Below are 12,707 nucleotides of genomic sequence, written 5' to 3' on the forward strand. Positions count from 1 at the left end.
AGTCCGGCGGCCAGCCAATGTCAACGTTGACACTGGCTTGCCGAGGATGATGAAGTCAGCCCTGCGCGGCGGGCAAGGCCTCTGGGTGTAACAACTGGGTAACGTGGCTGAAACCCGGTGCGCCGAACCAGAGTTGACGGCCGCTGCGCACGACGTTCCGTCACCGACCCATGAGAGGCGGCCTTTGGTGTCCCAGCGATTCGTCGCGGTCCTCGGCGAGTGCGTCGCCGACGCTTTCGCCGACCCGGCCGGCGCCCTTCCGGGTGAGCTGGCCCTGCGCGTGCTGCCCGGCGGCGGGCCGGCCAACACCGCCGTCGCGCTGGCCCGGCTCGGCACGCCCACGCGCTTCCTCGGCCGGATCTCCGCCGACGCCTTCGGCGGTCTGTTCCGCGCCCACCTGGGCTCCGCCGGGGTTGACCTGGGCGCGGTGGTGACGGCCGCCGAGCCGAGCGCGCTCGCCATCGCCACCGTGGACGGCCACGGCCAGGCGCGCTACGCGTTCCACGCGGATCGGGCCGCCGACTGGCAGTGGAGCGCGGCCGAGCTGGCCGCCGTGCCGCTCGCCGACGCGAGCTGCCTGCACACCGGCTCGCTCGCGCTGGTCCGCGAGCCCGGCGGCGCCCTGGTCGAGCTGCTCCTCGAACGGGCGCGGGCCGGTCTCACCGTGTCGATCGACCCCAACGTCCGCCCGCAGCTGGTGGATCCGGACGTCTACCGGGCCCGGCTCGGCCGGTGGTGCGAGCTGGCGGACATCCTGCGGCTCAGCTCGGACGACCTGGAGCTGCTGCTGCCGGGCGTCTCGCCCGAACGGGCCTGTGACGGCTGGCACGAGGCCGGCGCTCGGCTGGTGGTGATCACCCTCGGCGGCGAGGGGGCGCTGGTCTCGCTGGACGGCGAGCGGGTGCGGGTGTCGGCACCCGAGGTCGCGGTGGTGGACACCGTCGGGGCGGGTGACTCGTTCACCGCCGGGCTGCTGCACCGCCTCGCGCGGCTCGGCCGGCTCGGCGGCCGGCTGGCCGGGTTGAGCCTCGCCGAGGCCGCCGCGGCGTGCCGGTTCGCCGCCGAGGTGGCGGCCCTGACCTGCTCGGTCACCGGCCCGAATCCGCCCTGGGCGGAGCAGCTCGGCATACCCCGTCAGCGCAAGGGCTCCTGACGTGAAGTCACGGAAAGGCCGCCATCCTCCACAGCCGATGTCATCGATGACATGACCGCGTGCTCGACACCTTCACCCCCGCCGCCGGGGACGAGGCCACCGGCACGGTGACCCGGCCGGCTCACCCCGCGTCGGATCTCCGGTGCCGACGGTCAGACGCGGAGGACCTCCGGCCCGTGGGTCTCGATCTCGGCCGCCTGCCGGTCGGTCAGCCCGGTGTCGGTGACCAGGATGTCGACGTCGTCGAGCACGCCGAAGCGGGCGAAGTGCCGGACGCAGTACTTGGAGGAGTCGGCGACCAGCATCACCCGACGGGCACCGGCCACCATGGCGCGCTTGACGGCCGCCTCCGCCAGGTCGGGCGTGGAGAGCCCGACCTCGGGGGAGAAACCGTTGGTCGCGATGACCGCGAGATCGGCGTGGACGTCGGCGAGGTCGCGCAGCGCCCAGGCGTCCACGGCCGCCTGGGTCCGGTGCCGCAGACGGCCGCCGACCAGGTGGAGGCCGAGGCCCGGGTGGTCGGCCAACCGGGCGGCGATCGGCAGCGCGTTGGTGACGATCGCCAGGGTGCTGTCCAGCGGCAGCAGGGCGGCGAGCCGTGAGACGGTGGTCCCGGCGTCCAGGAGCACGGTGCCCTCGGTAGGGAGCAGGGCCAGGGCGGCGCGGGCGATCCGGTCCTTCTCGCCGGCGGCCGTGGACTCCCGCTCCGCGATGCCCGGTTCGAGGTGCAGGGCCCCGGCCGGCAGCGCGCCGCCGTGCACCCGGCGCACGAGCCCGGCCCGGTCGAGGGCGGACAGGTCCCGTCGGACGGTCTCCTGCGTGACACCGAACTCCTCGGCGAGCGAGGGCACGTCCACCCGCCCGTGGAGCTGGGTGAGGCGCAGGATCTCTTGCTGTCGCTCGGGAGCATGCATGTGGGATCAAGTCCGTTTCATGTCTGTTCACGCCTGATGAGGAGTGACCATACGCCTTCCGGGCCGGAAAGCAAGGGCTACAAGGGCTACTCCTTCGTCATGGCATGCCCGAATGAGTGGACTTGGCCGGCAGCGCCCGGGGCCGGGTGCCGCGGGCTCGGGCGTCCGTTTCCCGTTCGAGGACCAGGAACCCGGCGCCCTCGGTCGGCGCCAGGCCGTCGCGGTCGGTGAGGTGTTGGCGCCCTTTGCCGGAGAGGCGGTGGCCGCGTTCGCCGACGACAGTGCCCGGGCCTTCGGGCAGCGGGCGTACGAGGTCGTCGATGCGGGCGCGGCCAAGGCGTGCCAGAGGTCCGCGTCGGTGGCTGCGGGGGCCGCGAGGGAGCGGCGATGAGGGGGGCTGGGCCGACGACCCGTCGCCGGGGGCGTAGAAGGGCCGGCTCCGGCCACGGCTGGACCTGGCGGCCGAGTTGATCTGTCGGCCCGGCATAACACCTGTGCCCTGCCGGCGCGGGGGAGGCGGCAGGGCACAGGTGTCCGCTTCCCGGAGTGGTCGACGGGCCACGCCGGGAAGCACTTGTGGGGGTCCTTCGAGGGCTATCGGGTCCTGAAGCGGCGGTGGAGGTTGCGGGCCACGTACACGCCCGGGCCGCCGAAGCCGACGATGTCGACGCGGCCGTCGCCGGTGATGTCGGCGAGGAAGCGGGGGTGGCGGTCGACCCGCCAGGCGCCCGCGTCGTCGTTGTGCCCGAATCCTCGGCACACCAGCTGGGCCTGCTCGAACCTGCCCTCGCCGAGGCCGTGCGACACCCAGACGCCCTCGTCGCCGAAGCCGACGATGTCCGGGTTGCCGTCGCCGGTGACGTCGGCGAGGTACCGCAGGTGCTTCTTGCCCGACCAGCCCTGGGCGGTTCCGAAGTCGTTCAGGACGAGCTTCGCGGGCTCGAAGGTGCCGTCGCCGCGTCCCCGGGACACGGCGACGCCCTGCGGGCCGAATCCGACGATGTCCACCGGGCCACCGCTGGTGGTCCTGATCAGGAACCGTGGGTGGTTCGCGACCGACTTCCACCCCTGGACGGTCCCGAAGTCGCCCAGCACGAGAGAGGGTTCGATGAACCCTCCGTCCTCGTCCTGGTAGGAGACCCAGACGCCGTCGTCGTGGCAGCCGACGAGGTCGAGCCGGCCGTCGCCGGTGGTGTCGGCGAGGAAGCGGGGGTGCCTGTCCAGGCGCCAGCCGCCCGCCTTCTCGCCGTGGCCGAACGCCGGGAGAGCCACTTCCTCGTCGAGCGGGGCGAACTTCCCGTCCTCGTCCTGGCGGGACACCCAGACGCCGTCGTCGTGGCAGCCGACGAGGTCGAGCCGGCCGTCGCCGGTGGTGTCGACGAGGAAGCGGGGATGCTTGTCGGCGAGCCAGCCGCCCGCCTTCTGGTCGTGACCGAAGGCCTTGAGGACCAGGGTGCCGGCGGCGGACCCGAACTCCCCGTCCTCGTCCTGGCGGGAGACCCGGACGCCGTCGGCGGCCAGCACGACGACGTCGGGCCTGCCGCTGCCCGTGGTGTCCGCGAGGGTCCACAGGTCCCCGGGCGCCAGGGCGTTCGTGGACTTGTGCAGTGCGCGCTCGTCGTCGAAGGTGCCGTCGCCCCGGCTGGCCGACGTCACGGCCCCCTTCGCGGCCGTGAGCCCCACGATGTCGTGCCGCCCCGCCCCGGTGAGATCGGCGAGGAACCGCGCACCGGCTCCGGCCCACCAACCCGCCTGCCCGGGACCGCGGTTGGCCCCGTCGCCCTGCCACTCCCCGGCGGCCTTGTCGCTGCCGAACTTTTCGAGGACCAGCAGCATGTCGCTGAACGAGGGGGTCGCGCCGGGCGCCATCCGCAGCGCGTTCGAGCGGACCAGCGGCCAGGACCGGCGGCCGTTCCAGTGGTCCACGTGGGCGAAGCGCAGTACGGGGTCACTGGTGCGCTCGGGCGCGGCGGTGACGAACCGCCAGCGCTGGGTCCTCGCGTGGTCGTCGTACGGGCGCAGGACGACCTGGGTTTCGTCCCCGCCCTTCGCTTCGGCTTCGTCATCGTCGGAGCCGGAGTCGGAATCGGAGCCGGATCCGGCGAGGTCGAGGACGGCGCCGTCGGTCGCGCTCTCGATGAAGTAGAGGCCCGCCTCGCCCTCGATGGGGACGACGTGCCACTGCTGGTTCCGCTTGCCGGCCACGGCGGCCGCTTCGCGCAGGGCGCGGCCCTGGCCTGCGGGGTCGTCGAAGACCTTGCCGCCGGCCGCGTTGCGGATCACATAGCCCTGGTCGTCCTGTTCGAACCCGCCCTGCGCGGTCTGCACGGGGATGAGCTGCCACTGCTCCGGGCTCGGGCCGCCCTTGGGGAAGTCGCGGACGACGAGTGCCCCGTCCGCGCCCGGCGCGGCCTTGGCGCCGAGGGTCTTCCCCGTGGCGGCGTTGACGATCTCCAGTTTCAGTTCTTGCGTGGGCACGGGCATCGTGGTGCCTCTTCCAGGCAGTGCGGGTACGGGTGGTGGTTCGGGGCCGGGACGGCGCGGCGGCGGCTCACGTGAAGACGTGGTGGTAGGGGACGTTCCACTCGTTGGGCAGCCGCGGGTAGAAGGTGTTGATGACCGTCCCGGTGAAGTCCCCGCCCCAGTTGTAGGTGACGCGCACCTCGTTGTCGGCCGTCACCGCGTGGTCCTTGAACCCGAGGATGGCGTCGGGGTGGGTGATCGGCACGAAGGTGATCCCGCCCCAGGGCGTCACCGTGACGACCCAGAGCTGGGAGTCCTCGGGGGCGCCGTTCTTGCCGCGCCACTTCTCGGCGACCTTGTCGGGGAGGCCGACCTGCACGGTGTCGGCCGTCGCGGGCTTCGGGGCGTCCTGGTGGACGCTGATGCGCCGGCGCTGCGGCTTCGGGGTGCCGTCGTCGCCGCGCCCGGCGGCCGCCTCGCCCGCGGCGAGGGGCTTGGGCGTCACCTGCCCGGCGGCGCTCTCCAGGAAGTACAGCGGCCGCTGGCCGAAGAAGCCGCCGGGGGTGATGTACCAGAGGTGGCCCTTCGCCTCCTTGGTGTCCGGGTCGAGCGTGGTGGCCAGCTTGACCCCCTTGTCGTGGCTCGACTCCTTGAGCTCCGCGGGCCGCAGGTAGCCGCCGTTGAAGGCGTGGACGAGCATGACCGGCCGGTTCTCGACCAGCGCCGCCACGATCGCGTTGTCGTAGCCGTTCACCGCCACCGGGCCGCCGACCACCAAATTCGCCATCGCCGTGCGTTCTTGGGTGTACATCGCGGAAACCTCACCTGTTCCGTTGTTCCGTATATGGGATAGCTGTGGGAGAACAATGCGCCGGGCGCCCGGTTCATTGGTGTACCACACGACATTGTCGGAAGCCCAGCCGCGCCCGGTCGAAACGAGGTCGAAACGGAATCGGAAGGCGAAAGGATGGTCGAGGACCATATCTCCGGTCGCAGCGGCGTTCGAAGCCAAAAGCCCCTGCCGGCAAGGCTTCCCGGCGTGTGCCGGTCAGGCGTCCAACCGCCGGCCAGGGTTTCATGTTCCGCAGACCGGCGGCGGCTCAGGAGCCCTGCATCACCCGATTGGGTGGCATGCAAGAAATCACCTGCCGAGGAAAACATGACCGTGCTAACTTCGATCGCCGGAACGTGTGCAGAATTCTTTTTCCATTTCACCGAACGCGGTTCGACCGGATCATTTCGAGGACGGGGAATGCCTTCCAACGCGTACCACCTGGATCAGGCCAAGCGCCGGCCACTGACCAAGAAGAACCTGCGGGAACTCGGTATCGAGGAGACCTGGCAGGCCATCCTGGACCACCCCAACCTGGTCTACGTCGACGACCACGGCGTGAAGCACAAGCCCATCGGGTTCTCCATGAACAAGTCGAGCTTCGGCACCTTCCCCGGGACCGCGCACCAACTGGGCTGGCTCGCCTACATGAACCTCGGGGAGCCGCTGATCGAGGAGCGGGGCAACATCCACCAGCCCCCGCCCGACATGTTCTCCTCGCGCACGTACGTCAACCGCAGCCAGACGTCCAAGATGACCTTCACCGACGCGGTCGAGTTCACGGTGTCGAACGAGGTCACGTGGTCACTCCAGGGCGAGGCCCAGCTCACCTTCGGCGGCAGCGTCAGCGCGGAGCTCCAACTGCAGTTGCAGAGCCAGCTCCAGCTGGACCTGCAGGCGCAGCTCGGGGCGGAGCTGGGGACGCAGCTCCAGAACCAGCTGCAGAACGACATGGACAACAAGTCCACCAACGTGGTGACGAACGAGAACAGCAAGGAGGACATCGGGGTCGACGTCGCGAACGGCGTCGAGAACGCCGTGAAGAACTCGATGACGAACGCGGTGACGAACTCCGCCTCGAACTCCGCGTCGAGCTCGGTGACCAACTCGGTGGCGTTCGCCACCACCGGCAGCGCCACCGGCACCGCGGAACTCAACGCCCAGTTGATGATGGGCATCATGGGCTCCGTCGGCGGCACCCTGACCACCAGCTGGATGTCCAACTCGCAGATCTCCGGCGAGGTCCCGGCGGGCTCCCGGGTGGAGACCCTGGTCACCCAGCGGCGTGTCCGCAAGCAGTACGTCTACGAGATCCCGGTGACCTTCTCCGGGCTGCTCGGCGTGCTGTACGACGTGCCGGTGGCGGTCCTGTCGCCCCCGCAGCCCGGGACGTACCCCGGCCTCGCCAAGCTGGTCGCCCGCGACATCGCCGACCTCGACCTGGCGGGCGGCGGCTTCCGCATGAAGGGGCTGGCCGAGGTGGTCTCCGCCCTGGAGGTCGACCACACGATGTTCGACGGGGAGAGCCTCGTCGGCAGTGACCAGACACTGCACAAGCTGCCCTGACCCGGCGGGCGGCGCCGCCACCACGACGGCCGGAGACGGCCGGGGACGATCAGACGATCAGAGACGACCAGAGGTGACAACCATGGTGTTCGGCAACATCTTCGGCTCCGCGGGCAAGGGCGCGGGGCTCTTCTCGGTGGACAGCGACGGCACCAAGGCGCAGCCCGGGGCGGACATCGATTTCGAGGACGCCGACGACGACACCTACGACGACACGACCACGAGCCTGTTCACCAGCGGGATCCACGGGGCCAACGACCGGGCGAAGACCGTCCAGGAGCAGTCGCCCGAGGCGCGGGCCATCCTGGGCTTCCTCGGCTCCTTCATCCAGACCACCCAGGCGTCGGCCGGCGCGCAGGCCGCGTACGCCGGGGACCCGGGCTCGGTGTCCATGGCGGCGGCCAGCGGCATGCGGGCGTCGAGTCCGACGGTGACGGAGCACAGCGGCCTCCAGAAGGACGAAGATCTGGAGAGCAAGCCGAGCAAGAGCGACTTCTCCCAGCCACCCAAGGCTGCCAAGCCGTCCGCCGATGCGCCCAAGGCGGACAAGCCGGCCGCCGAGCAACCGACTGCGGCGAAGCCGACCGCGGAAACCCCGCCCAAGGGCAAGTAGTTCGCCCGGCGGGCGGGGCTCAGGTTCCGAGGTCCGGGTCGCTGGTTCCGAGGTCCGGGTCACTCCGAGGTGCGGGTCACGAGGGGGCAGGGGCAAGCAGCCCCTGCCCCCTCGTGTGTCACACGGGGAGCAGCTGCCACTGCCGGTTGCGGTGGTCGCCCTCCGCCCCGTGCTGCTTGACCGCTGCGGGGCCGCCGGCGTCCACGCGCAGCAGCAGGCCGCTGAGCCGGTTGGCGATCTCGAACACCCGCGGACCGTCGGCCGCGGCGCCCACCGGGATCAGCCGCCAGTGCTGGTGGTGCGCGTCGACGCCCTCGTAGGCGCGCTGCGCCGCCAGGGCCCCGGCCGCCTCCTCCGCTTCGAGGACCTCCAGGACCTTGCCGCTGCGCAGGTTCTCGATCCTGTAGAGGACATCGCCGTCGCTCTGGCCGGCCACGACCAGCCGCCAGCGCTGGTGCTCGCGGGGGACGGCGTGGGACTGGTGGATCTCGGCGCCGTCCCTGGTGGACTCCCGCAGGACCCCCATCCGCAGCCCGCTCCGGACGTTGGCCAGGGAGGCGACCGTGCCCGACTCGGGCAGTCCGGCCATCCTCGCCGCCGCGATCTTCCGGATCCGGTTGTTGACGTGGTCGGCGATGTAGAGGGTGTCGACGCAGTCCACGGCGAGTGCCATCGGGTGACTCAGCTGCGCCTTCGCGGCCGGGCCGCCGTCGCCGTCGAAGCCCGCCTTGCCCGTACCGGCGACCGTACCGATCTTCCCGTCGGGCGTGATCCTCCGGATCCGGTGGTTGTTGTAGTCGGAGATGTAGAGCGTGCCGGTGCTGTCGACCACCATCCCCATGGGGAGGTTCAGTTGGGCCGAGGCCGCCTGGCCTTCGTCGATGCCGACGCCCGCGCTGCTCGTACCGGCGATCGTGCTGATCTTCCCGTCGGTGCTGACCTTCCGGATCCGGTTGTTGATGCCATCGGCGATGTAGAGGTTGCCCGCGCCGTCCACCGCCAGTCCGCGCGGGCCGTTCAGCAGGGCCGAGGTCGCCGCACCGCCGTCACCGCCGAAGCCCGCCTTTCCGGCGCCGGCGATCGTGCTGATCTTCCCGTCGGTCGTGACCTTCCGCACCCGGTTGTTGTAGTACTCGGAGATGTAGAGGTTGCCCGCGCTGTCCACCGCCACCGCCAACGGGTAGTTCAGCTGGGCGGAGGTCGCCGGACAGTTGTTGCCGGCGTTGCCCACGCTGTTCGTACCGGCGATCGTGCTGATCTTCCCGTCGGTGGTGACCTTCCGGATCCGGTGGTTGACGGCATCGGCGATGTAGAGGTTGCCCGCACCGTCCACCGCCAGTCCGCGCGGGGTGTTCAGCAGGGCCGAGGTCGCCAGGCCGCCGTCACCGCCGAAGCCCGGTTGGCCCTTGCCGGCGACCGTGCTGATCTTCCCGTCGGTCGTGATCTTCCGGACCCGGTGGTTGTTGGTGTCGGCGATGTAGAGGACGCCGGTGCGGTCCACCGCCACCCCCATCGGGCGGTCCAGCCGAGCCTTGACGGCGGGCTCGTTGTCCCCGCCGAATCCTCCCGCGCCATCGATGCCCGTGACCGTGCTGATCGGACGGGCGGGCTGCTCGTTCGGGGTACTCATCGTCATTCCTTCACCGTTCGGGTAGCCGCTCGCTGTGAGTGGCTGTCGGTCTGTTCCAGGCCGCGGCAACGTCCCGGAACAGCGCAACCTGCTCCGGGAGTTGGCGGCGGCCACCGGCGGGCGCCCTGGCGCGTCAGGGTCGTGTCCGGCTGCCAGGGGCGGGGGCGACGATGCCCCTGCCCCTGTGTCACACGGGGAGCAGCTGCCACTGCCGGTTGCGGTGGTCGCCCTCGGACCGGTACTGCTTGATCGCGGTCGAGGTGCTGGTGTCGACGCGCAGGAGCAGGCCGCTGTGCCGGTTGGCGATCTCGTACACCCGATGGGCGGCGGTCGCGGGGCTCATGGGGATCAACCGCCAGTGCTGGTGGTATGCGTCCCCGCCCTCGGAGGTGCGCTGCGCGACCACCGTCCCGTGCACCTTCAGCGCCTCGGGGACCTCAAGTACCTTGCCGCTGCGCAGGTTCTCGATCACGTAGTGGACATCGCCGTCGTCCTCGCCCACCACGACCAGCCGCCAGCGCTGGTGCTCCCTGGGCGCGGCGAGGAGGTGATGGACCTCGGCCCCGTCCTTGACGGACTCGCGCACGACCCCCATCCGCAGCTTGCTGCGGACGTTGGCCCAGGAGACCACCGTGCCGGACTCGGGCAGCCCGGCCATCTTCGCCGCCGCGACCTTCCGCACCCGGTTGTTGACGTGGTCCGCGATGTAGAGGGTGTCGACGCAGTCCACGGCGAGCGCGATCGGGCTGTTCAGCTGGGCCGAGACGGCCGGGCCGCCGTCGCCGTCGAAGCCCGCTTTGCCCGCGCCGACGACGGTGCTGATCGTGCCGTCGGCCGCGACCCTCCGCACCCGGTGGTTCCTGTGGTCGGCGATGTAGAGGGTGTCGGTGCTGTCCACCACCAGCCCGGTGGGGAAGTCCAGTTGGGCCGAGGCGGCGGGTCCGCCGTCTCCGTCGAAGCCTGCGCTGCCGGTGCCGGCGACCGTGCTGATCTTCCCGTCAGTCGTGACCTTCCGGACCGTGTGGTTCTCGGTGTCGGCGATGTAGAGGTTGTCCGCGCCATCCACCGCCACTCCGGACGGGCAGTTCAGCTGGGCTGCGTCCGCCGGACCGCCGTCTCCGTCGAAGCCCGCTTTGCCGGTGCCGGCGACCGTGCTGATCGTCCCGTCGGCCGCGACCTTCCGGACCCGGTGGTTGCCGTGGTCGGCGATGTAGAGGGCGCCGGTGCTGTCCACCGCCACCCCGACCGGGCGGTCCAACCGAGCGGCGGTGGCGGGGCCGTCGTCACCGCTGAAGCCGGCGGTGCCCTTGCCGGCGACCGTGCCGATCCTCCCGGCGGTCGTGATCTTCCGGACCAGGTGGTTCTCGGTGTCGGCGACGTAGAGGTTGCCCGCCCTGTCCGTCACCACCCCGCGCGGCGAGTTCAGTTGGGCCGAGACCGCTGGACCATCGTCACCCTTGGACCCCGACGTCCCGGTCCCGACGATCGTGCTGATCCTCCCGTCGGTCGTGATCCTCCGGATCCGGTGGCTCTCGTGATCGGCGACGCAGACGGCGCCGTTGCTGTCCACCGCGATTCCGTACGGCCGGTTCAACTCAGCCGAAACGGCAGGTCCCTTGTCCCCCGTGAACCCCTCGGCTCCGGTCCCCGCGACCGTGCCGATCGGAGGGGCGGACTGCTCGCCGTCTTCGGGTGCCTTGGGGGCAGTGCTCATCGTCGTCCCTTCACCGTTCACTGACCGCCTGCTGCAAGCGGTTGTCGGTCGATTCCAGAAAGTCACAAGAGCATTGGAATGGCAATTGCCCTTCCGAGTGCTTCCTTGTGGAGCACGTTGACGAGACGGCGACCTGGATGAGCGGTCGACCCCCGCCGGCGCCCGGACGTGAACTGCTCGACCGCAGCAGTGTCCCCGCAGGCACCAGAGAAGATCACCACGCTCGCTTCCCAGCCACTCCACCGCGAGACCGTCGAAACGGCCATCCAACTCCGGGCTCGGGCAGGCAACCGGCTACGACGTCGCCTCCACCGCCTCCGGCCAGTGCTGGGCGCTCACCACCAACTGCCCGGTCCCCGGGCCGGTTCCGGCCGGCCCCGTCGACCGCGACTACGCGGCCGGGTTCGCCGCCGCATTGATGGCCAAGGACCTCGGGCTCGCCGCCGACGCCGCTCCGGCCGAACTGCGCTTCAGGGCCGCCGAGTTCGACCACGATCGTGTCACCACCTTGTAACAGTCAGCGATGATCAAGGAGCGGCACAGGATCGGGCCCACCGGCCGGGACCGCGCGGCGAAACCCCGGACGGGCATCGCTCCGGGTGAGAGGTTCGCCTGTTCGGCTCAGCGAGGATGACGGCCAGGAGACGGCGCCCGCAGACCTTCCTACCGTTGGACCCCGGGAGGCTGCATCCCCCGCGGAGCCCGGCCGAGGACCTCTCGCCCGTCGGCCACCGCTCACGCCGAACCCGGCAGTCGACTTCCACCGTGACCACGCAGGGTCCGGGGCGAAGGAGATGAAGGACATGAACACCACACGCACCGCCCGCACGCCCGCGACACCCGCACTGAACGGGTGCCGGACATCACGCCGCCGCCGTCGGGCACGGATCGGGCTCGCCGCGACCGCCACGGCCCTGTCGCTGCTGCCGATCGCCCCGACCACCGCCGGCGCGGCACCCCACCTCCCGCTCACACAGATCGTGCGGGAGGCCAAGGTGAAGGCGCAGCAGGAGCACCCCGGCTCGCAGTTCTACGACGCGGACGCCGTCCTGCTGGCACCCACGACCAACCCCAATGACGTCCAGGCCTGGTGGATCCGCTTCCGGGCCAAGGGCTCGGAGCCGTCCTTCGAGTACAAGTACTCGACCACCGGTCAGTACCAGAGCACGCAGCCGTGGAGGGTCCCGATCGGGATCCAGGCCATCTCCCCGTTCACCATGACGGAGGTCCAGGCCCACGATCTGGCCGTCAAGGCCGGGCACACCGGCGCGTTCAAGCCCCTGTACCTCAATGAGCCCGTCGTGCAGAACCCGCATCCCACCTACTACTTCTGCATTCCCAGCGAGGGCAGGACGGTGGCGGTGGACACCGTGACGGGCCACGTCACCACACCGTGGTCGTGCTAGTGACCAGGGTGTGAGCCCTGTTCGGTGGCCGTCACCCAGCGGGGGTGACGGCCACCGGCGGCTGGCGACCCTTGCCGTCCGCCCGCTCGGTGCTGCCGACCCGGGCGGGCGATAAGGGGCGCCAGCCTGGAGAGCGAAGGGCCGGCTGCCGCCGGTCAGCCGAGCCCGGGTACGAGCGGGGGCCGTGTGACGGGGTCGCCGACGAACGTGCGGGCGATGCCGGCGGCCTCGTCGCCTACTGTGAACCGGCGGGCGGCGCGCAGGCTCAGCTCCCAGCCCGGCGGGCACGGGTCGCGGTCTTCGGCGTGCAGTGCCGCCGGTTCCTCGGCGTACCGGACCTCTGGGGGCGGTAGCTGGAGCTTCTCCTCGGTGGTGGCCGTGGTCACGGCGCCCTTTCCCGGGTGGTCGTCAGTGAG

General features: G+C 70.9%; 10 protein-coding genes and 1 pseudogene. 5 read left to right on the forward strand and 6 right to left on the reverse strand.

Going from position 1 to position 12,707, the window contains the following annotated elements:
• The first annotated feature begins 187 nt into the window (after positions 1-187).
• On the forward strand, positions 188-1,153 hold the full coding sequence (locus ACZ6Z8_RS14370) for a carbohydrate kinase family protein (RefSeq protein ID WP_465609536.1): 966 nt from the start codon (positions 188-190) through the stop codon (positions 1,151-1,153).
• Positions 1,154-1,305: 152 nt separating this feature from the next.
• Here ACZ6Z8_RS14370 and ACZ6Z8_RS14375 read toward each other — a convergent pair whose 3' ends face one another.
• The 3 genes from ACZ6Z8_RS14375 to ACZ6Z8_RS14385 all read right to left on the reverse strand — a co-directional run bounded on the left by ACZ6Z8_RS14375 (position 1,306) and on the right by ACZ6Z8_RS14385 (position 5,341).
• Positions 1,306-2,067, reverse strand: coding sequence for a DeoR/GlpR family DNA-binding transcription regulator (locus ACZ6Z8_RS14375; protein WP_465609538.1), 762 nt, complete (start codon positions 2,065-2,067; stop codon positions 1,306-1,308).
• A 594-nt stretch (positions 2,068-2,661) separates the two neighbouring features.
• On the reverse strand, positions 2,662-4,551 hold the full coding sequence (locus ACZ6Z8_RS14380) for an FG-GAP-like repeat-containing protein (protein WP_465609540.1): 1,890 nt from the start codon (positions 4,549-4,551) through the stop codon (positions 2,662-2,664).
• Positions 4,552-4,618: 67 nt separating this feature from the next.
• Positions 4,619-5,341 carry a hypothetical protein gene (locus tag ACZ6Z8_RS14385; RefSeq protein WP_465609542.1) on the reverse strand — a complete coding sequence of 241 codons (723 nt, stop codon included), beginning with the start codon at positions 5,339-5,341 and terminating at the stop codon, positions 4,619-4,621.
• A 441-nt stretch (positions 5,342-5,782) separates the two neighbouring features.
• Between ACZ6Z8_RS14385 and ACZ6Z8_RS14390 the strand changes: the two genes are divergently transcribed.
• Both ACZ6Z8_RS14390 and ACZ6Z8_RS14395 read left to right on the forward strand, forming a co-directional pair.
• Positions 5,783-6,928 (forward strand): hypothetical protein, encoded by a 1,146-nt coding sequence (locus ACZ6Z8_RS14390; RefSeq protein WP_465609544.1) that lies wholly within the window; start codon positions 5,783-5,785, stop codon positions 6,926-6,928.
• A gap of 82 nt (positions 6,929-7,010) precedes the next feature.
• A complete protein-coding gene (locus tag ACZ6Z8_RS14395) occupies positions 7,011-7,541 on the forward strand; it encodes a hypothetical protein (RefSeq protein WP_465609546.1) in 531 nt (176 codons plus the stop codon).
• Between the two features lie 118 nt (positions 7,542-7,659).
• Here the strand turns inward: ACZ6Z8_RS14395 and ACZ6Z8_RS14400 are convergent, their stop codons facing one another.
• Entirely contained in the window at positions 7,660-9,171 is a 1,512-nt protein-coding gene (locus ACZ6Z8_RS14400; protein WP_465609547.1) for an NHL domain-containing protein, read from the reverse strand.
• Between the two features lie 187 nt (positions 9,172-9,358).
• Positions 9,359-10,885 carry an NHL domain-containing protein gene (locus ACZ6Z8_RS14405; protein WP_465609549.1) on the reverse strand — a complete coding sequence of 509 codons (1,527 nt, stop codon included), beginning with the start codon at positions 10,883-10,885 and terminating at the stop codon, positions 9,359-9,361.
• Between the two features lie 274 nt (positions 10,886-11,159).
• Between ACZ6Z8_RS14405 and ACZ6Z8_RS14410 the strand changes: the two are divergent.
• Positions 11,160-11,369: pseudogene (locus ACZ6Z8_RS14410) on the forward strand (NAD-binding protein); the annotation flags it as partial.
• A gap of 319 nt (positions 11,370-11,688) precedes the next feature.
• Positions 11,689-12,291, forward strand: coding sequence for a hypothetical protein (locus tag ACZ6Z8_RS14415; RefSeq protein WP_465609550.1), 603 nt, complete (start codon positions 11,689-11,691; stop codon positions 12,289-12,291).
• 155 nt (positions 12,292-12,446) lie between these two features.
• Here ACZ6Z8_RS14415 and ACZ6Z8_RS14420 read toward each other — a convergent pair whose 3' ends face one another.
• On the reverse strand, positions 12,447-12,677 hold the full coding sequence (locus ACZ6Z8_RS14420) for a hypothetical protein (protein ID WP_465609552.1): 231 nt from the start codon (positions 12,675-12,677) through the stop codon (positions 12,447-12,449).
• Between the last annotated feature and the right edge of the window lie 30 nt (positions 12,678-12,707).

Source organism: Kitasatospora sp. NPDC101108, assembly GCF_055584725.1.